Source organism: Streptomyces sp. NPDC047028 (assembly GCF_040644095.1).
Lineage (GTDB): Bacteria > Actinomycetota > Actinomycetes > Streptomycetales > Streptomycetaceae > Streptomyces.
Window position 1 is genome coordinate 104,043 of the sequence record NZ_JBEYVS010000028.1, and the last position, 16,567, is coordinate 120,609.

Annotated in this window: 16 protein-coding genes; 12 read left to right on the forward strand and 4 right to left on the reverse strand. The window is 74.5% G+C overall.

Going from position 1 to position 16,567, the window contains the following annotated elements; genetic code table 11:
* The first annotated feature begins 137 nt into the window (after window positions 1-137).
* On the forward strand, window positions 138-2,429 hold the full coding sequence (locus ABZ854_RS24410; RefSeq protein ID WP_361214370.1) for a thioesterase domain-containing protein: 2,292 nt from the start codon (window positions 138-140) through the stop codon (window positions 2,427-2,429).
* A gap of 97 nt (window positions 2,430-2,526) precedes the next feature.
* A complete protein-coding gene (locus ABZ854_RS24415) occupies window positions 2,527-3,495 on the forward strand; it encodes an ACP S-malonyltransferase (RefSeq protein WP_361214372.1) in 969 nt (322 codons plus the stop codon).
* 88 nt (window positions 3,496-3,583) lie between these two features.
* Here the strand turns inward: ABZ854_RS24415 and ABZ854_RS24420 are convergent, their stop codons facing one another.
* Window positions 3,584-4,294, reverse strand: a complete 711-nt coding sequence (locus ABZ854_RS24420; RefSeq protein WP_361214374.1) for an HAD family hydrolase — start codon at window positions 4,292-4,294, stop codon at window positions 3,584-3,586.
* Window positions 4,295-4,406: 112 nt separating this feature from the next.
* On the opposite strand from ABZ854_RS24420, the gene ABZ854_RS24425 reads away from it, so the two are divergent.
* Entirely contained in the window at window positions 4,407-4,544 is a 138-nt protein-coding gene (locus ABZ854_RS24425; protein WP_361214375.1) for a hypothetical protein, read from the forward strand.
* A 549-nt stretch (window positions 4,545-5,093) separates the two neighbouring features.
* On the opposite strand, the gene fabG is transcribed toward ABZ854_RS24425, so the two are convergent.
* Window positions 5,094-5,798 (reverse strand): 3-oxoacyl-ACP reductase FabG, encoded by a 705-nt coding sequence (fabG, locus tag ABZ854_RS24430; RefSeq protein ID WP_361214377.1) that lies wholly within the window; start codon window positions 5,796-5,798, stop codon window positions 5,094-5,096.
* 226 nt (window positions 5,799-6,024) lie between these two features.
* Here fabG and ABZ854_RS24435 point away from each other — a divergent pair, with 226 nt between their 5' ends.
* The 6 genes from ABZ854_RS24435 (at window position 6,025) to ABZ854_RS24460 (ending at window position 11,972) form a co-directional block, all read left to right on the forward strand.
* Window positions 6,025-7,038, forward strand: coding sequence for a ScbA/BarX family gamma-butyrolactone biosynthesis protein (locus ABZ854_RS24435; RefSeq protein WP_361214379.1), 1,014 nt, complete (start codon window positions 6,025-6,027; stop codon window positions 7,036-7,038).
* A 5-nt stretch (window positions 7,039-7,043) separates the two neighbouring features.
* Window positions 7,044-8,192 carry a ketoacyl-ACP synthase III family protein gene (locus ABZ854_RS24440; protein WP_361214381.1) on the forward strand — a complete coding sequence of 383 codons (1,149 nt, stop codon included), beginning with the start codon at window positions 7,044-7,046 and terminating at the stop codon, window positions 8,190-8,192.
* On the forward strand, window positions 8,185-9,201 hold the full coding sequence (locus ABZ854_RS24445; RefSeq protein ID WP_361214382.1) for a beta-ketoacyl-ACP synthase III: 1,017 nt from the start codon (window positions 8,185-8,187) through the stop codon (window positions 9,199-9,201). The genes ABZ854_RS24440 and ABZ854_RS24445 overlap by 8 nt, the downstream gene beginning before the upstream one ends.
* A gap of 110 nt (window positions 9,202-9,311) precedes the next feature.
* Complete coding sequence (locus tag ABZ854_RS24450; protein WP_361214384.1) at window positions 9,312-9,551, forward strand: phosphopantetheine-binding protein; 240 nt, start codon at window positions 9,312-9,314, stop codon at window positions 9,549-9,551.
* Window positions 9,551-10,822 (forward strand): beta-ketoacyl-[acyl-carrier-protein] synthase family protein, encoded by a 1,272-nt coding sequence (locus ABZ854_RS24455; RefSeq protein WP_361214386.1) that lies wholly within the window; start codon window positions 9,551-9,553, stop codon window positions 10,820-10,822. The genes ABZ854_RS24450 and ABZ854_RS24455 overlap by 1 nt, the downstream gene beginning before the upstream one ends.
* 190 nt (window positions 10,823-11,012) lie before the next feature.
* Window positions 11,013-11,972: an aldo/keto reductase gene (locus ABZ854_RS24460; protein WP_361214388.1), complete on the forward strand. Its 960-nt coding sequence runs from the start codon at window positions 11,013-11,015 to the stop codon at window positions 11,970-11,972.
* Window positions 11,973-12,052: 80 nt separating this feature from the next.
* Here the strand turns inward: ABZ854_RS24460 and ABZ854_RS24465 are convergent, their stop codons facing one another.
* Window positions 12,053-13,663, reverse strand: coding sequence for an FAD-dependent monooxygenase (locus ABZ854_RS24465; protein ID WP_361214390.1), 1,611 nt, complete (start codon window positions 13,661-13,663; stop codon window positions 12,053-12,055).
* Between the two features lie 232 nt (window positions 13,664-13,895).
* Between ABZ854_RS24465 and ABZ854_RS24470 the strand changes: the two genes are divergently transcribed.
* Window positions 13,896-15,182, forward strand: coding sequence for a hypothetical protein (locus tag ABZ854_RS24470; protein ID WP_361214392.1), 1,287 nt, complete (start codon window positions 13,896-13,898; stop codon window positions 15,180-15,182).
* Window positions 15,183-15,260: 78 nt separating this feature from the next.
* Window positions 15,261-15,500, forward strand: coding sequence for a hypothetical protein (locus ABZ854_RS24475; RefSeq protein ID WP_361214393.1), 240 nt, complete (start codon window positions 15,261-15,263; stop codon window positions 15,498-15,500).
* Between the two features lie 182 nt (window positions 15,501-15,682).
* Here the strand turns inward: ABZ854_RS24475 and ABZ854_RS24480 are convergent, their stop codons facing one another.
* Window positions 15,683-16,132, reverse strand: a complete 450-nt coding sequence (locus ABZ854_RS24480) for a MarR family transcriptional regulator (protein WP_241740986.1) — start codon at window positions 16,130-16,132, stop codon at window positions 15,683-15,685.
* 181 nt (window positions 16,133-16,313) lie between these two features.
* Here ABZ854_RS24480 and ABZ854_RS24485 point away from each other — a divergent pair.
* A partial coding sequence (locus ABZ854_RS24485; RefSeq protein ID WP_361214405.1) for a carboxyl transferase domain-containing protein occupies window positions 16,314-16,567 on the forward strand: 254 nt, incomplete at its 3' end.

A 16,567-nucleotide genomic window follows, 5' to 3' on the forward strand; every position in this document is an offset into this window, starting at 1 on the left:
GGTTCTGATGCAAGCAAGTAGGCGATATCTGATTTCGAGTGGCCGTCAAGCAGGGCTCTTTGCGTAACGTGTATACGTATTTGAATCAGAGTTCTGATACTGTGGGTCGGTCCCCGCGGCCGAGCGAAGGAGGCATCATGGCCGTGACCGTCATCGGACTCGCCGGCCGGTTCCCGCTGTACGGGGCCGAGCGGTTCGACGCGGAGTTCTTCGGGGTACGGGCCGCACGGGCCCGCACCCTCGATCCCCAGCACCGGGCGCTACTGACCTGTCTGTGGCAGGCCCTGGACAGCGCCGGACCACCCCTGGGGCCCGCCGTACGCGTCGGCGTCTTCGTCGCCGCGGCCCCGAGCGGCTACCTGGAGCACCGGCTGGCCAAGGACCCGGTGCTCGGCGCGCGCGGGCTCGATCCCCGGCTGCTGCTCGACAACGACCGCGACTACCTCGCGACCCGGGCCGGCCTGTGGCTGACCGGGCGCGGCGCCCGCGTCACCGTCGAGCACAGCGCGCCGGACGCCCTCGCCGCACTACGCGCCGCACGCGCCGCCCTGGAGGCCGGTGAATGCGACCTCGCGGTGACCGGCGCGGTCCGCATCGACATCGCACCCGACGGAACGCCGTCGTCGGCGCCTTCGCCTTCGCCGTCGCCTTCACTCTCGTCGGTCCCTGTGACCGCGCCTGTGACCGTGTCCGGTCACGCCGACGGCTGCGGTGTCGTGCTCCTGCAACGCGAGGAGGACGCCCGCCGCGAGGGCGCGCCCCTGCTGGCCCTCCTCCGCGAGCAGCTGCCGCACACGCTGCCTGGCACCGGCACCGGCACCGGCACCGGCACCGGCACCGGCACCGGCACCGCGACCGGCACCGACGCCCGCGAGCTGGACGTGGCGGCGGGAATGGCACGCCTGCTGGCCGAGGTGGCCGGACTGGAGCGCGGGGAGTGTGCCGAGGCCCGCCTCGTGAGCCTCGCGCCCCCCGCGCCGCCCCGGCCCAGCACTCCCGCAGGGCCCTGGCGGTTCGTGCTGTCGGCCCGGGAGCACGGGCTGTTGCGGCGGGCCGCCGAGGAACTGATCGGTGCGCTGCGGGCGCGACCCGGAATCCGGGCCGACGATCTCGCCCGCACGCTGGCCGAACGCGAACGGCAAAGCCTCGCCGTCGAGTTCACGGCCCGCGATGTGGGTGAGGTGCGCGCGGCACTCACGGAGTTGCTCATCACCGGAACCGTGGAGGCCGACCCCGCACAGGGCGCCCCCGACCCCGTCGCCCTGCGGTACGCCCGGCGCGTCACCCTCCCCCCGCGGCCCCTCGACGAGACCCGGTACTGGGCCGGCCCCCCGCCGCTGCCCACCGGACCTCGTCCCGCACCCGAGGACGCGTCCATCGAGGTCCTGCGCACCCTGCGCACCCAGTTGGGAGCCGACGACCTCGGCATGCACGACGCGTTCGAAGCGGTCTGCGGCGACACGGCACTCGCTGCCCAGGCCGCGGCCGCCCTCTCCGCCCGCTTCTCGGCCCCCCTCACCGGCCCCGAGGTGCTCACCCTGGGCTCCGCCGCCCGGATCGCCGCCCACCTCGAACCCGACGCACCCCGCGTGCCGCGCCGCGTGTCCGTGCTCACCCGGCTGCGGGCCGGCACCCCGGGCCGGGACGTCTTCCTCGTCCACCCGGCCGGCGGGAACGTCTTCTGCTACCACAACCTGCTGCGCCACAGCCGGGAACCGGGCACCGTATGGGGCCTCGGCTTCCCCGCCGACCGGCTGCGCGAGCTGCGCACCGTGCCGGCGCTCACCCGGGCCTACGTGCAGGCGATCCGCCGGGTCCGGCCGCGCGGCCCGTACCTGCTGGGCGGCTACTCCTTCGGCGGCGTCGTCGCCTTCGAGATGGCCCGCACCCTCCAGGCGCAGGGCGAGCGTGTCGACAACCTGCTGCTGATGGACGTACCGCAGCCGGTGACCCGCCCGGCGGCGGGTGAACGGGAGTTCCTGGCCGCCGTACCCGAACTCGCGCGCTGCGTCCTGAGCCTGGAGCCCGCCGCCATGGAGCCGCCCGCCGACTTCGACGCGGCCGTCGAACTGCTGCGGCACCCCGAGTGGAGCGAGACCGTCGCCGAGGAGTACCGCAGGGTGCTGCGGATCCTCTGGCTCAACTACCGTGCGCTGTCCGGGTACCGCTGGCGCGACGACGGCGCGCTGCGGGCGCCGGCCACGCTGCTGCGGGCCGAGGAACCGACCCCGGCGCTGCTGCGCCGGCTGGGCGTGGAGACCGGGCGCACCGACCTGTGGGCCGAGCGGTTCGAACCGGCCCCGCGCCTGCTGGACGTGCCCGGCGACCACTACAGCATGTTCCACGACGCCGCCCACCTGCGCACGCTAGCCGCCCGCTTCGACGAGGCCCTGGCGCTGCGGCCGGTGGCGGCTTCCCCGGTCCGATGAGGACCCCGGCACACCCCTTCCGACCAGTCCGACCAGTCCGACTTGAGCGTCCGACCCGTCCCACCCCACCCACCCTATGGAACGCAGGAGGCAGTAGATGACGTACGGCAGTGACAGCGACGGTGGTGAGCGGGTCGCCCTGGTCTTTCCCGGGCAGGGCGCCCAGCGCCCCGCGATGGGCGAGCCCTGGCGGGACACCCCCTACTGGGGCGTCGTCGAGTCCTTGTCCGAGGCCGTCGGACGGGACCTGGCGGCGCTGCTCACGACGGCGGATGCGGAGGAGCTGCGCCGCACGGACAACGCCCAACTCGCCACGTTCACGCTGGAGATGATCGTTCTCGCGGCGGTCCGGGACCGGGCCGGCGAGCTTCCCGTCGCCTGCACCGCCGGGCACAGTCTCGGCGAGTACAGCGCCCTGGTCGCGGCCGGGGTGCTCGGGGCCGAGGAGGCCGGGCGGGTGGTGGCCGAGCGGGGCGCCGCGATGGCGGACGCGGCCCGACGGGCCCCCGGCACCATGGCGGTCCTGCTCGGCGGCGACGCCGACGGGCTGCGCGCGCTGGTCGAGGAGGAGCGGGCGGCGGGCCGACAGGTCTGGGTGGCGAACCTCAACGCACCGGGGCAGACGGTGATCTCCGGCACGGTGGAGGGCGTGGACGCGGTCGCCGCGCGCGCCGGTGAAGTGGGGGCGCGGGTCGCCCGGATCCCCGTCGGCGGCGCCTTCCACAGCCCCCTGATGGACTCCGCCCGGCCCCGGCTGGCGGCGGCCTGGGCCGCGGTGGCTCCGGGACCCGGCCGCGTGCCGGTGGTCACCAACGTCGACGGCACCGCGCACCGGGGGCCCGACGTGGACTGGCGCGACCTGGCCGTACGGCAGCTGACGGCGCCCGTGCGGTGGGAGCACACGGTCCGCACCCTGGCCGACGCCGGCTGCACCCGCTTCGTCGAACTCGGTCCCGGGCAGGTGCTGACCGGGCTGGCTCGTCGTATCGCGCCCGCGGTGTCCACGGTGTCTGTATCCACCCCGGAACAACTCGCTGCCGTGGGGAGTGAGTTGGTCACGCTCTGACCGCACGCGCGGCCGGTTTCCCCCCGGCATGCGGGCGCCCCCGGTACGGCATTCGTACCGGGGGCGCCCGCATGTCGTCCGGAAGCCGTCATACGGCGAGTCGCCGGCCCCCGTGCGTCCGTATGTGCCGGAGCAGTACGGGGTCGTCGCCGACCGCGACCGGGTGGCCGACCTGGGCCAGCAGGGGCAGGTCGGAGGAGTGGTCGCCGTAGGCGTGGCAGGCGGCGGGGGAGAGGCCGAGGCGGCGCATCAGGGAGCGGGCGGCGGTGCCCTTGGCGTCGCCGATCATCGGGGTCGCCAGCCGGCCGGTGTAGTGGCCGTCGACGATCTCCGGCTCCGAGCAGAGCACGGTGTGGGCGCCGAGCGCGCGGGCGAGCGGGTCGAGGCAGGGCCGGAAGGAGCCGGAGACCAGCACGGTGTGGTGGCCGGCCGCGAGGTGCCGGCGGAAGGCCTCGACGCCGGCCCGCTGCCAGAAGCCGGGCCGCGCGGACTCCGCCGCGAACCACTCCCGGCCGTGGCGCGCCACCTCCTCCGCCCGGTCCCCGGCGAACAGCCGGTAGAAGCGCCGGTTGGACTCCTCCCGGGTGACCCCCTGCGCGGGCAGCCCCGCGAACTCCGCCGCCACGGCCTCGTACCGCGCGGGCGGCTGTCCGGTCGCCGCCCAGTAGTACGCCAGGAAGCGGAACATGCTCTTGACGGTCACGAGGGTCTCGTCCACGTCGAAGAAGGCACCGACGGGGTCGCCGAGGCCGAATTGGAGCGGGGGCGCCGATGCGGGTGCGGGCGAGGGTGCGCGCATGGGGGCCGGTGCCGGTGCCGGTGCCGGTGCGTGTGCGTGTGCGGGCGCGGGTGGGGAGTGCGGCGCAGCCGTGGGCGCGGTGGGGGATGCGGTTGCCGAGGCGGCGAGAAGCGTGGGCGCGCCGTCGGCGACCGGCGTGGTGGCCACCGCCGACGAGCCGGTGGGGGCCGGCCCACCGGAGAGCGCCGGCCTGTGGACGGGCGTCGCCCTGTCGGCGGGCGTCGGCACGTGGACCGGCGTCGGGGCGTGAGCTGCCGCCGGCATGTCGGTGAGGGCAGGCGCGTGGACCGCCGTCGGCACCTCGATGGGCCTGGGCACGCGGAACGGCGCAGGCACATGAACCGGTGCGGACGTGCCGCTTGCCGGGGTGTTCGTGGGCGCGGGTGTGGGCATGGCTGGGTCCTCCTGGCGTTGGTGTGGGCTGGGTGGACTGGCGCGCGGGGTGGCTGGGCGAGGGCGGGTTCAGTGGCCCGTCGCGGGGCGGGAGTTCGGTGCGGGTTCAGTGGCCCGTCGGGGGGTGGAAGGCCGGTGCGGGTTCAGTGGCCCATTGCGGGGTGGAAGGCCGGCGTGGGTTCAGTGGCCCGTCGTGGGGTGGAAGGCCGGCGTGGGTTCAGTGGCCCGTCGTGGGGTGGAAGGCCGGCGTGGGTTCAGTGGCCCGTCGCGGGGCGGGAAGTCCGGCGCGGGCTCAGTGGCGCATCGCGGAGTGGGGAGTCGAAGGCGGGTTCAGTGGCCCGTCGCGGGGCGGGCAGGTGGGCCCGGGTTCAATGGCCAAGCGCCCGGCGGAGTCGCCGGGACGGGGTCAGTGGCCCATGCCGAGGCCGCCGTCGACCGGGAGGACCGCCCCGGTGACGTAGCCGGCCCGGTCGCTCGCGAGGTAGCGGACCGCCTCCGCGACGTCCTCGGGGTCGGCGAGGCGGCCCAGTGGCACCTGGGCGGTGATGCCCGACAGGAACTCCTCGGAGAGCGCGGCGGTCATGTCGGTGCGGGCGTACCCGGGGGCGACGACGTTCGCGGTGATGCCGCGCGGGCCCAGCTCGCGGGCGAGGGAGCGGGCGAGGCCGACCAGACCGGCCTTGGAGGCCGCGTAGTTGGCCTGGCCGGCGTTGCCGCGCAGCCCGTTGACGGAGGAGATGAAGACGATACGGCCGCCCCGGGTGCGCAGCATCGAGCGCGCGGCGCGGCGGGCCACCCGGAAGGCGCCGGAGAGGTTGGTCTCCAGCACGGAGTCGAACTGCTCGTCGGTCATGGCCAGCGAGAGCCCGTCCTTGGTGATGCCGGCACTGGCGACGAGGACCTGCACGGGCCCGTGCGCCTCCTCCGCCTCCTTGAACGCGGCCTCGACGGACGCGCTGTCGGTGACGTCGCAGTGCACGCCGAGCAGGCCCTCGGGGGCGGGTCCGCTGCGGTGGGTGACGGCGACGCGGTCGCCGTCGGCGGCCAGGGCGCGGGCGATGCCCAGGCCCAGGCCGCGGTTTCCGCCGGTCACGAGGACGGAGCGGGACATGTCTGCCTCCAGTGGAGTCGGTGGGGCGGGGTGTGCGGTCGGTGTGTGACGGGCCGGATTGGCGGAAACCTTGCGCCACCCGGCTCTGGTGTGTAGCGTACTGCATCGAATCAGGGTTCTGATACAGATTCGAGGACGGATATTCCGGCCGGATGTATGCCATCGGCGGACCGCCCGACACGGAACCCTCGGACCTGCAACGTCACCGGATGCGCGAGGAGTTGCCATGCCGCCCCTGACCGAGGGCACGGTCGACCAGCTGACCGGCATCGACGACCTGGAGTACCTGCGGACCGTCGACCGCACACTGCTGCACCGCTGGGCGCTGAGCGAGGTCTTCCTCACCGACGCCCGGCGCGTCGATGACACCCGGTTCCTGGCCGCCGCCCAGCTGCCGCCGACGCACCCCTACTACACCGACCACCTGGTCCACGACGGCCGCGTGCCGGACCCGCTGCTGCTGATCGAGTGCTGCCGGCAGGCCGAGACGTACGCCGCGCACGTCTTCCACGACGTCCCCCGCGACGCCAAGTTCATCCTGCGCTCGTGGTCCTGGCGCGGCCTCGGCCCGGCGGCCGTGCTGCCGCCCGGACCGGCCCGCCTCGCCGTCCAGGTGTCCACCGTCCGGCCCCAGTACCGCGGCAGCGAACTGCGCGGCCTGGAGTACCACATGGACCTCTGGCTCGGCGGCGCCCCCGTCGGCGCCGTACGGCTGGAGGCGAGCTACCTGTCGGCTCCGATGTACGAGGCCGCGCGCAGCCACGTCCGCGGCCGTACCCCGGCCCCCCGCTCCGACACCCATATGGCGCCGGACGCCGGCCCCGAGGTCGCCCCGCACCAGGTGGGCCGTACCGACCCGCGCAACGTCGTGCTCGGCGACGCCCGGACCGACGGCCGGGGCGGCGCGAGAGCGCGGCTGCGCGTGCCGGCCGACCACCCCAGCATGTTCGACCACCCGCTGGACCACGTGCCCGGCATGGTGCTGATGGAGGCCGCCCGCCAGCTCGCCCTGTTCACGGCGAACGACCGCCGCGGCTCCCTCTCCCGGCAGGCCGTCACCGCCTTCTCCGCCACCTTCACCACATACGTCGAACTGGACGCGCCGGTCCTCCTGGAGGCCGCCCCGGTCGACGCGGACCCGGCCGGCGGCACCGCCGTACGCGTGTCGGTACGGCAGAACGGCGTCGAGGCCGCCGCCGTCACCGTCGAACTGGGCGACGCGCTGCCCGCCGGGGAGTGAGCGGCATGGACCTGCGCGACGGCATCGGCATCCGGGCGGTGACGACCTGGCTGCCGCACGAGCGGTCCACTGCGGCCGACGCCCTCTCCGAGGGCCTGCTCTCCCCGGACGACCTGGCCAAGCTCGGCACCCGCGAGCTGCCCGTCTCCGATCTCGCCCCGCCCGAGATGGCGGTGCTCGCGGCCCGGCAGACCCTGGGCGCGGCCGGCGCCGACGCCGACGGGATCGACGTACTGGTGCACTCCTGGCTCTACCACCAGGGGCACGACTTCTGGTCGCCGCCGCACCACATCGCCGACCGGCTCGGCGCACGCCGCGCGGTGCCCTTCGGGGTGCAGCAGATGTGCAACGGCGGCGCCCTGGCCCTCCAGACCGCGGCCGCCTGGCTGCTCGCCGGGAAGGGCGGGGAGCACGCCCTCGTCACCACCGCCGACCGGTTCGCCGAGCCCGCGTTCCGCCGCTGGAACGGCGACTACGGCGTGGTCTACGGTGACGCCGCCACCGCCGTCCTGCTGCACCGCGAGCCGCGCCCGGACGACGCCCTCCACCTGCGGGCGCTGGCCACGGCCGCCGCACCGGACCTGGAGACCGTGCACCGCGGTGAGGACGAGTTCAGCCCGGCGCCGCTGACGCACACGCCGTACGTGGACGTGCGCCGGACCAAGAAGGCCTTCCTCGCGGAGCACGGCCCCGACCGGCTCACCGAGGCCACCCTGCGGTCGGTGCGCTCGCTGGTGCGGCGCGTGCTGGACGCGGCCGGACTGGCCCCGGGCGACCCCCGGCTGCGGTACGTCGCGCTGCCCCGGCTCGGCCAGGCCGCCCTCGACACCGCCTACCGCCCCGCCCTCACCGACGTGGCGCACGCCGACACCCTCGACCTGGCGCCCGACACCGGCCACCTGGGCACCGGCGACGGCGCCGCCAACCTCGCCACCCTCGCCGAGGGCCGGCTCCTCGACCCCGGCCGCTACGCCCTGGTGATCAGCGGCGGCGGCGGCTTCACCTGGTCCGCGCTGCTGGTCCAGGCCCCGCCCCGGCCGGCCGGACCCGCCGGCTCCGCAACCGCTGACCCGACCACCACCGCCGACACGACAAGGACGCAACCGATGCACGAGCACACCGGACACGGCCGCCAGGAGGGCCGCCGTGGATAGGCCGACCGCCGGCAGGGCCGCCGTCATCGCCGGGCTCGGGGCCTACGTTCCCGAGCGCGTCGTCACCAACGACATGCTGGCCGAGCACCTGGACACCTCCGACGAGTGGATCCGGACCCGGACCGGCATCTCCACCCGCCACGTGGTGGAGCCCGGCACCGCCACCTCCGACCTGGCCGTCGAGGCGGGCGCGCGGGCGCTGAAGTCGGCCGGCGGCCTCACCCCGGACGTGCTGGTGCTGGCCACGACGACACCGGACCGGCCGTGCCCCGGCACCGCCCCGGACGTCGCCGCCCGGCTCGGCCTCGGCCGCATCCCCGCCTTCGACGTCTCCGCCGTGTGCACCGGCTTCCTCTACGCCCTCGCCACCGGCGCCGGTTTCATCGCCTCCGGGCTGGCCGAACGCGTCCTGGTGGTGGCCGCCGAGGCGTTCACCACCATCCTGAACCCGGCCGACCGCACCACCAGCGTCATCTTCGGCGACGGCGCCGGAGCGGTGCTGCTGCGGGCCGGGGACCCGGCCGAGCCGGGCGCCGTCAAGGCGCTCGACCTGGGCAGCGACGGCACGGGCCGGGACCTGATCACCGTCCCGGCCGGCGGCTCCGCGCAACGCTCCACCGGACTCCCGGCGGAGCCGGCGGACACCTACTTCCAGATGGACGGCAAGCCGGTGTTCATGAACGCCGTCCTGCACATGACGGCCTCGTCGAAGAAGGTCCTGGACGAGGTCGGCTGGGAGGTGGCCGACGTGGACGCCTTCGTCGGCCACCAGGCCAACCTGCGCATCCTGCACGCCGTCGCCGACCGGCTCAAGATCCCCCGCGAGAAGGCCGTGGTCAACGTCGACCGCGTCGCCAACACCGCGGGTGCCTCCATCCCGCTCGCCCTCGCCGACGCGGCCGCCGACGGCACGCTGCGACCCGGCGACCGGGTCCTGATGACCGCCTTCGGCGGCGGGCTCACCTGGGGCTCGACCGCCGTCGAGTGGCCCCGCATCGAGGCCGGCTGACCCCACGACGGCCCGCGGCCTCCTCCCCCCACGAACACCGCCCGCACCGGGCACCGCCCCTCGGGGCACCGCCACAACCCGGCACCACCACACCAGTTGAGGAGATCACCATGAGCGCCACCCACGACCGCGTCGTGTCCATCCTGACCTCGAAGTTCGGCGTCGCCGCTGACCAGCTGCGCGGCGACACGCAGCTCGGCGACCTGCGCTTCGACTCGCTGGCCCTGCTGGAACTCGCCCTCACGATCAGCGAGGAGTTCGGGATATTCGTCGCTCACGACGAGCTCTCGCTGACCCACACGCTGACGGACACCGTGAAGGTCGTCGAGGAGAAGGGTGTGACGGTCTGATGGCCGCCCCGGACAAGGCCCGCGCGCGCACGGACACCCGCGGCCACACGCCCCGCTTCGACGTCGCCGTCACCGGACTCGGGCTCATCACCCCGGCGGGCATCGGCGTCGAGGCGAACTGGGAGCGCGTCTGCTCCGGCGTCTCGGCCGCCGCGGCCGACCCGACCCTCGGCAGCGGACCCGTCCGGATCTCCTGCCGGGTTCCCGGGTTCGACCCGATGGAGCTGCTCGGCCGGGAGAACGCCTGGCGGCTGGACCGGTTCGTCCAGCTCGCCATGGTCGCCGCCCGGCAGGCCGTCGACGACGCCGGCCTCGACCGCGGCACCTGGGACGGGGCCCGGGTCGGCGTCGTCCTCGGCAACTCCCTCGGCGGCACCGGCACGTTCGAGCAGCAGCACCGCCGGCTGGTGGACCACGGACCGCAGCGCGTCTCGCCGCTGCTGATCCCGATGTCGATGATGAACATGGTCTCCGGCTACGTCGCCATCGACCTCGGGGCCCGCGGCCCCAACCTGGTCACCGCCACCGCCTGCGCGTCCGGGGCCACCGCCATCGGCATCGCCCGGGAGCTGCTGCGCTCGCACGCCTGCGACATCGTCATCGCCGGTGCCAGCGAGTCGGCGCTGTCGCCGACCGTGATGGCCGGGCTCAACCAGATGGGCGCCCTGTCGGGGAGGCAGGACGACCCGCTGCGGGCCTCCCGCCCCTTCGACGCCGACCGGGACGGCTTCGTCGCCGCCGAGGGCGCCGGCGTCCTCGTCCTGGAACGGGTCGCGGACGCCCGGGCCCGCGGTGCCCGGATCCGCGCCAACATCAGCGGATACGGCTCCTCCGCGGACGCCTACCACGCCACCGCGCCCGACCCGTCCGGCGTAGGTGTCACCCAGGCCGTCAACGCGGCCCTGGACGACGCCGACCTCGGCGCCTCGGACGTCGCGCACATCAACGCGCACGGCACCTCCACCAAGCTCAACGACGAGACGGAGGCCAAGGTCGTGCACCGGCTGTTCGGCGAGAACCCGGCGGTGACCTCCACCAAGGGCGTCACCGGCCACACCCTCGGCGCGGCCGGCGCCATCGAGGCGGCGTACACGGTGCTGGCGGTCGAACGCGGCACGGTGCCGCCGACGGCCAACCTCACCAAGGCCGACGACGTGGTGCGCATCGACGTCGTACGCGACCAGGCGCGCACGCGGCGGATCGAGGTCGCCACGAGCAACTCGTTCGGCTTCGGCGGCCACAACGCGGTCCTGGTGGTGACCGCGGCCTGAAGCTTTGATCACCACCGCCTGAACCGGCCGTGGCGGGCCGGAGAGCACACTCCCGGTCCGCCACGGCCCCCACAGCTCCGCCCCGGATCCTCTTGTCCATTCCCCCGCCAACGGATCCGGGGCGGTGCCTTTTTCGTTTTCCGAGTACGGATCCCGGTACAGACACAGACACAGACACGGACAGGAACCCATGACACACACCCCCTCCACCACCCCCTTCGGCCCCGCGGTCGGCCGCGTCGGGCTCGGCTGCATGGGCATGAGCTGGCTCTACCGGGAGGACGAGCGCGACGACACCGCCTCCGTCGCCGTACTCCACGAGGCACTCGGCCTGGGCGTGAACCTCTGGGACACGGCCGACATCTACGGCGACGGCCACAACGAGGAACTGATCGGCCGGGCGCTCGCCGGCCGCCGCGAGGAGGCGTTCGTCGCCACCAAGGGCGGCCTCGTCGTGGACGACCTGGCCGGCCGGCGCCTCCACCGCGACGGCTCACCCGCCCATCTGCGTACGGCACTGGAGGCGAGCCTGCGCCGGCTGGGCACCGAGAGCGTCGACCTGTACTACCTGCACCGGCCCGACCCGGACGTGCCCCTGCTGGAGAGCTGGGGCGTCCTCGCCGAACTCGTCGCCGAGGGCAAGGCGCGCCGGATCGGGCTGTCCGAGGTCGGCCCCGACGAGGCGGCCGCCGCGCACGCCGTGCACCCGGTCGCCGCGATCCAGTCGGAGCTGTCGCTGTGGACGCGAGACGCGCTGGAGAACGGCACGGTGGAGTGGTGCGCGCGCAACGGTGCCGCGTTCGTGCCGTTCGCCCCGCTCGGCCGCGGCTTCCTGACCGGCACCATCACCGGTGCCGACTTCGACGCCACCGACTTCCGCGCGCACAACGGGCGGTTCACCGCCGACGCGGTCGACGCCAACCGGGCCATCGTCGGCCGGGTCCGCGAGGTCGCCGACCGGTACGGGGCGACCTGCGCCCAGGTCGCCCTCGCCTGGACCCTGGCCCAGGGCCCGCACGTCCTGCCGATCCCGGGCACGAAGAAGCCGGCCTACCTGCGCGAGAACGCGGCGGCGGCCGGGCTGACGCTGAGCGCGGAGGACGTACGTCTGCTGAACGGGCTGCCGGCCGCGGTCGGCGCCCGCTACTGACCCGCACGCGCGAAGGGGCGGGCCCCGGACCGGTCGACGCCGGTCGGGGCCCGCCCCTTCGCGCGTGTCTGCAACACCCTTCAGGCGGCCACCGGCACCCGCTCCCCGTCCCGGGCCGGCGCCGGGGCGAGCCGGGTCAGGGCCGTGAGGATCTCGTGGGCGTCGGCCGCCCGGCGGGCCAGGGCTATGTGCTGGTCGGGGCGGACCAGCAGCAGCAGCGGGCCGCGGCCGAGCGGACGCGGGCGCGGGCGGCCGGACGCGGCGGGGGCCGGGGCGGTGTCGGTCAGGGTCTGCCGGGTGGTGTCCAGGTACCGGACCCCGACGAGGCCGGTGAGCCGCTCGGCGGAGCGGACCGCGCGGGCCGTGGCGGCCGCCGGCGGACGGCCGTCGCTCACGACGAGCAGCGTGTAGCGGTCGTCGTCCAGGGCCGTGCGCAGCGGGCGGCGGCGGGCGGTGCGCGCGTCCCACACCTCGCGGTCCGTGAGCAGGCCGCCGTCGGCGTGGCCCCCGATACGGCGGCGGGGGCCGGTCCGGTCGCCGTAGACCAGGCGCAGGCCCGCCAGCCAGGGCACGTAGGCGAGGTCGGCGATCCGGGCGGCTGAGCCGAGGCGCACCAGGAGGTCGCGCAGCGCCGTCTGGTACGGCTTGCGCACCATCCACAGCTTCGTCTGCACGTCGGCCTGGCGCACCACGGCCTCGGCGACCTGGTGGCGCTCGGCGGCGGCGGTGTCGAGGAGTCCGGGATCGGCCGCGCCGCGCAGCACCAGGGCGAGTTTCCAGGCGAGGTTGTGGGCGTCGCCGACACCGGTGTTGAGTCCCTGCCCGCCGGCCGGGGAGTGGATGTGGGCGGCGTCGCCGAGGAGGAACACGCGGCCCTCGCGGGTGCGTTCGGCGCGGCGGGCGTGGACGGAGAAGGCGCTGATCCACACCGGGTCGCTCAACGTCAGGCCGCCGGGGCCGCGTTCGTCGACCAGGCGCTGCACCTGCTCCAGGGTGATGTGGTCGCGGTCGAGGTCGGCGGGCGCCGAAGTGAACACTCGGAAGCGGCCGTTGGGGAGCCCGCAGGTGACCAGGACGCCCTTGGGGGAGCAGTAGTAGTGGCTGGTGTCGTGTTCGAGCGGGCCCTCCATGTCGATGTCGGCGACGACGAACGTGGCCGGGTACGTCGCCCCGTCGAAGGGGATGCCGAGCAGCTCGCGCACCCGGCTGGAGGCGCCGTCGCAGCCGACCGCGTACGCGAACTCCTCGGTGTGCGGGGCGCCGTCGGGGCCCCGCAGCACGGCCCGTACGCCGGTGTCGTCCTGCTCGACGCCGAGCAGCTCGGTGGACCAGGCGACCGTGCCGCCCGCGGCCGTCAGCGCGTCGTGCAGCAGCGCCTCGACGTCCGGCTGCGGCAGGATGACCGGCTTGGTACGGGGATGGAAGCGCAGGGTGCCGACGGGGGCGCCGGAGGAGTAGTAGCGGAACGCGTTCAGCGGCATGCCGCGGGCGGCGATGTGCGCGTCACCGCCGAGGCGCCGCAGGATCTCCAGCGTGCGTGGCCACACGAGCAGGGCCTTGCTGAGCGGGGATGCGCCGGCGGCCTTGTCGACGATCCGCACCGGGACACCGCGACGCAGCAGCTCAGTGGCGGTGGTGAGGCCGACCGGGCCGGCGCCGACGACCAGGACGGGCTTGCTGATCTCGGACACGACTGTCTCCTGACATCACTCGAATACCTATCCTGATTTATATCAGTGTTCTGATAGTTGGGCGAGGGTGTGGGCGTCGCGTGGACGGGGATGGCAGCAAGCTGCCGCCACCCGGCAGCTTCCTGGCGGCCCGTACGGCCGTCCGGGGCCCCGCCGAGGAGCAGTCTGGACAAGGCCACCCCGCCCACCGGCTGACCCGCAGCCTCGTCGAGTCATCGAAGGGACCACCGACATGAGCACCGCACCCACCGGCACCGACGCCCTGCTGAACCCCGGCGACGCCGTCCCCACCGTCCTGGTCATGGGCACGGGCCGCCGCCAGTTCCGTGAGTACGCCCTGGCCGCCCTGGCCGAGCGGGCGCTGCTCGTCGCCGTGGACCTCCAGGTCCCCAGCTGGCAGTCCCGCTACGTCGAGGACTTCGCCACCACCACGCCGGGCGTCACCGCGCAGCTCGCCGCCGGCCGGGACCTCGCCCGTCAGTACCCGGTGGACGGCGTCGTCTGCCTCGACGAGCGGTTCGCCGAGGCCGCCGCCGTCCTCGCCGAGGACCTGGCGCTGCCCGGCCCCGGCTCCGCCCTGGTGCGCACCGCCCAGGACCGGCTGCGGGTGCGTGAACTGCTCAACGCGGCCGGCGTCGGCGTCGTCCGCGCCCGCCCGGCGACCGGTGTGCGGGCCGCCGAGGAGGCCGCCGCAGAGCTGGGCCTGCCCGTCACCGTCCGCGCCCGGCACCGCGGCGCGGGCGCCGCCGGCCACCGCGTCGACCGGCTCGACGAGGTCGAGCAGGCCTTCCTCGCCGCCGTCGCCGGCGCCCCTCTCGCCGGGTCCGGTGCGACGGGCCGCACCGGCGAGGCCATCGTCGAGGAGTGCCTGGAGGGCCCCGAGCTGGTCGTCTGCTCCACTGTGAGCGCGGGCCGGGTGCGGATCTGGTTCACCGCCCGGCGCGACGGCGAGCTGACCGCCGTACGGGAGACCAAGAGCTACGTCGTCGACGCCACCGATCCCCTCGACCCCGAGGTGTCCGACGTGGTGGTCCGGGCGCACCGCGCGCTCGGCATCCTGCACGGCGTGACCCACCTCGACCTCGTGCTGACCGCCGACGGCCCCCGCGTCACCCAGGTCGGCACCTGGGTCCCCGGCGACCTGCTGCCGCTCATCGGCTACATGGCGACCGGCGCCGACCTGCCCACCGCGGCCGTCGAACTCGCCCTCGGCCAGGAGGTCGGCGAGCGCATCCTGCACCGCCGCTCGGCCGGCGTGCGCTTCGTCCGCCCCGTCGACGGCTCCGGCGTGCGCGACGGCGTCCTGCACCACGCCGACGGCACCGGGCTGACCCGCGTCGTCTCCGAGTCGGAGACGGAACTGTCCGCCCCGGCCGGCGAGCTGACCCCGATCGCCGTCCTGACGGCCACCGCCGCCGACGGCCCCGGCTGCGCGGCGGTCCTGCACGCGGCGACGGAGGCCGCGGCGGCCGTCCCGGCGCCGGCCACGGGCGCCGTGCCGCTCCGAGCGGGCCGATGACTCCCGTGAGGGGGGCCTTGGCGAGCCGCACCCCGCTCGCCTACAGTCAAGATCCACTACTCAACGGTGAGAGCCCTCATGACCGCACGGACCCTGGACATCACCCTCAGCACCGAGGACCCCGACGCCGCCGCACGCGCCGCCCTGAGCGTCGCCCGGCTGATGGCCTACCTGCCCGCGTCCTGCGAGGTCGAATACTCCGTGACGGACCACCGCCTCGCCCTCACCATCAGCACACCCACCGACCACCCCGCGGTTGAACAGGCCCTGACCCGCTCACTCGCAGACCCGGCTCTGGGCGCCTGGCACCGCGCCTGAAACGCCCCGTCTGAAGACGCCGGGGACCACAGCGCCCCGTAGGGGGCGCGGGGAACTGCGCGAGAAACCACGACGGCGCCGCGCGGCAAACACGACAAACCGGGGCAGCGCCCCATTAGGGGCGCGAGGAACTGCGTAAAACCCACAACGAACCCGCACCCGACCACGACCCCCGCCGCCCCCTACCTCTCCAACACCTCCACCGCCCGCTCCAACAGCCCGTGCAACTGCCCCCGCTCCCGCACCCCGAACCCCTCGGCCAACCGCTGCTCCACCCCCTGCACCCGCCCGTCCGCCTTCTTCAGCACCGCCCGCCCCGACCGGCTCAGCCGAGTCACCAGCACCTTGGCGTGAATCTCGGACGGTTCCCGCTCCACCCACCCCTTCTGCTCCAGATTCCCCAGAATCGTGGCCATCGTCTGCGGTGTCACCCCGCACAGCCGGGCCAGCTGCGCCCCCGACAGACCGCTGGACTGGGACAGCCCGAGCAGGGTGGCGTGCTGCGGCACGGTCAGGTCGAACTCTCTGAGCGCCTCGCTCTTGTGCGCGGCCAGCAACTGCTCCGCCCGCTTGATCAGCTGCCCCAGCGACCAGTCCGTCCGGTCCACCGACTTGCCAGTGCTCGCACTCACCACAATCTCCGTATCCCTGTCAGCCCTTTGATTCTTGCGTGACCCATCATGGCACGACGAAAGGCAGAACATGACCCTCCTGGCGGAGAACCCCCCGGTCCGCACCGACCCGGCCCTCACCGATCCGGCGCCCATCGAGTCGAGGGCCCCCGCACCCCCCTCGCCGCCCTCCCCGCCCACCATGGCCGAGCGCCGCGCCGAACTCGCCGAACTGCGCCGCCGTATCGCCCGGGGCCCCAGCACCCGCGCGACCGAGGCGCAGCACGCCAAGGGCAAGCTGACGGCGCCCGAGCGCCTCGCCCTCCTCTTCGACGAGGGCACCTTCACTGAGATCGAGCCCCTGCGCCGGCATCGGGCCACCGGTTTCGGCCTGGAGGCGAAGAAGCCGCACACCGACGGTGTCCTGATCGGCTGGGGCAAGGTGTACGGCCGTAC

Bases quoted from the DNA above. Each gene is read 5' to 3' on its own strand.
- ABZ854_RS24455 (WP_361214386.1), top strand. From the start codon at position 9,551: ATGGCCGCCCCGGACAAGGCCCGCGCGCGCACGGACACCCGCGGCCAC.
- ABZ854_RS24470 (WP_361214392.1), top strand. From the start codon at position 13,896: ATGAGCACCGCACCCACCGGCACCGACGCCCTGCTGAACCCCGGCGAC.
- ABZ854_RS24410 (WP_361214370.1), top strand. From the start codon at position 138: ATGGCCGTGACCGTCATCGGACTCGCCGGCCGGTTCCCGCTGTACGGG.
- fabG (WP_361214377.1), bottom strand. From the start codon at position 5,798: ATGTCCCGCTCCGTCCTCGTGACCGGCGGAAACCGCGGCCTGGGCCTG.
- ABZ854_RS24420 (WP_361214374.1), bottom strand. From the start codon at position 4,294: ATGCGCGCACCCTCGCCCGCACCCGCATCGGCGCCCCCGCTCCAATTC.
- ABZ854_RS24415 (WP_361214372.1), top strand. From the start codon at position 2,527: ATGACGTACGGCAGTGACAGCGACGGTGGTGAGCGGGTCGCCCTGGTC.
- ABZ854_RS24440 (WP_361214381.1), top strand. From the start codon at position 7,044: ATGGACCTGCGCGACGGCATCGGCATCCGGGCGGTGACGACCTGGCTG.
- ABZ854_RS24460 (WP_361214388.1), top strand. From the start codon at position 11,013: ATGACACACACCCCCTCCACCACCCCCTTCGGCCCCGCGGTCGGCCGC.
- ABZ854_RS24475 (WP_361214393.1), top strand. From the start codon at position 15,261: ATGACCGCACGGACCCTGGACATCACCCTCAGCACCGAGGACCCCGAC.
- ABZ854_RS24435 (WP_361214379.1), top strand. From the start codon at position 6,025: ATGCCGCCCCTGACCGAGGGCACGGTCGACCAGCTGACCGGCATCGAC.
- ABZ854_RS24450 (WP_361214384.1), top strand. From the start codon at position 9,312: ATGAGCGCCACCCACGACCGCGTCGTGTCCATCCTGACCTCGAAGTTC.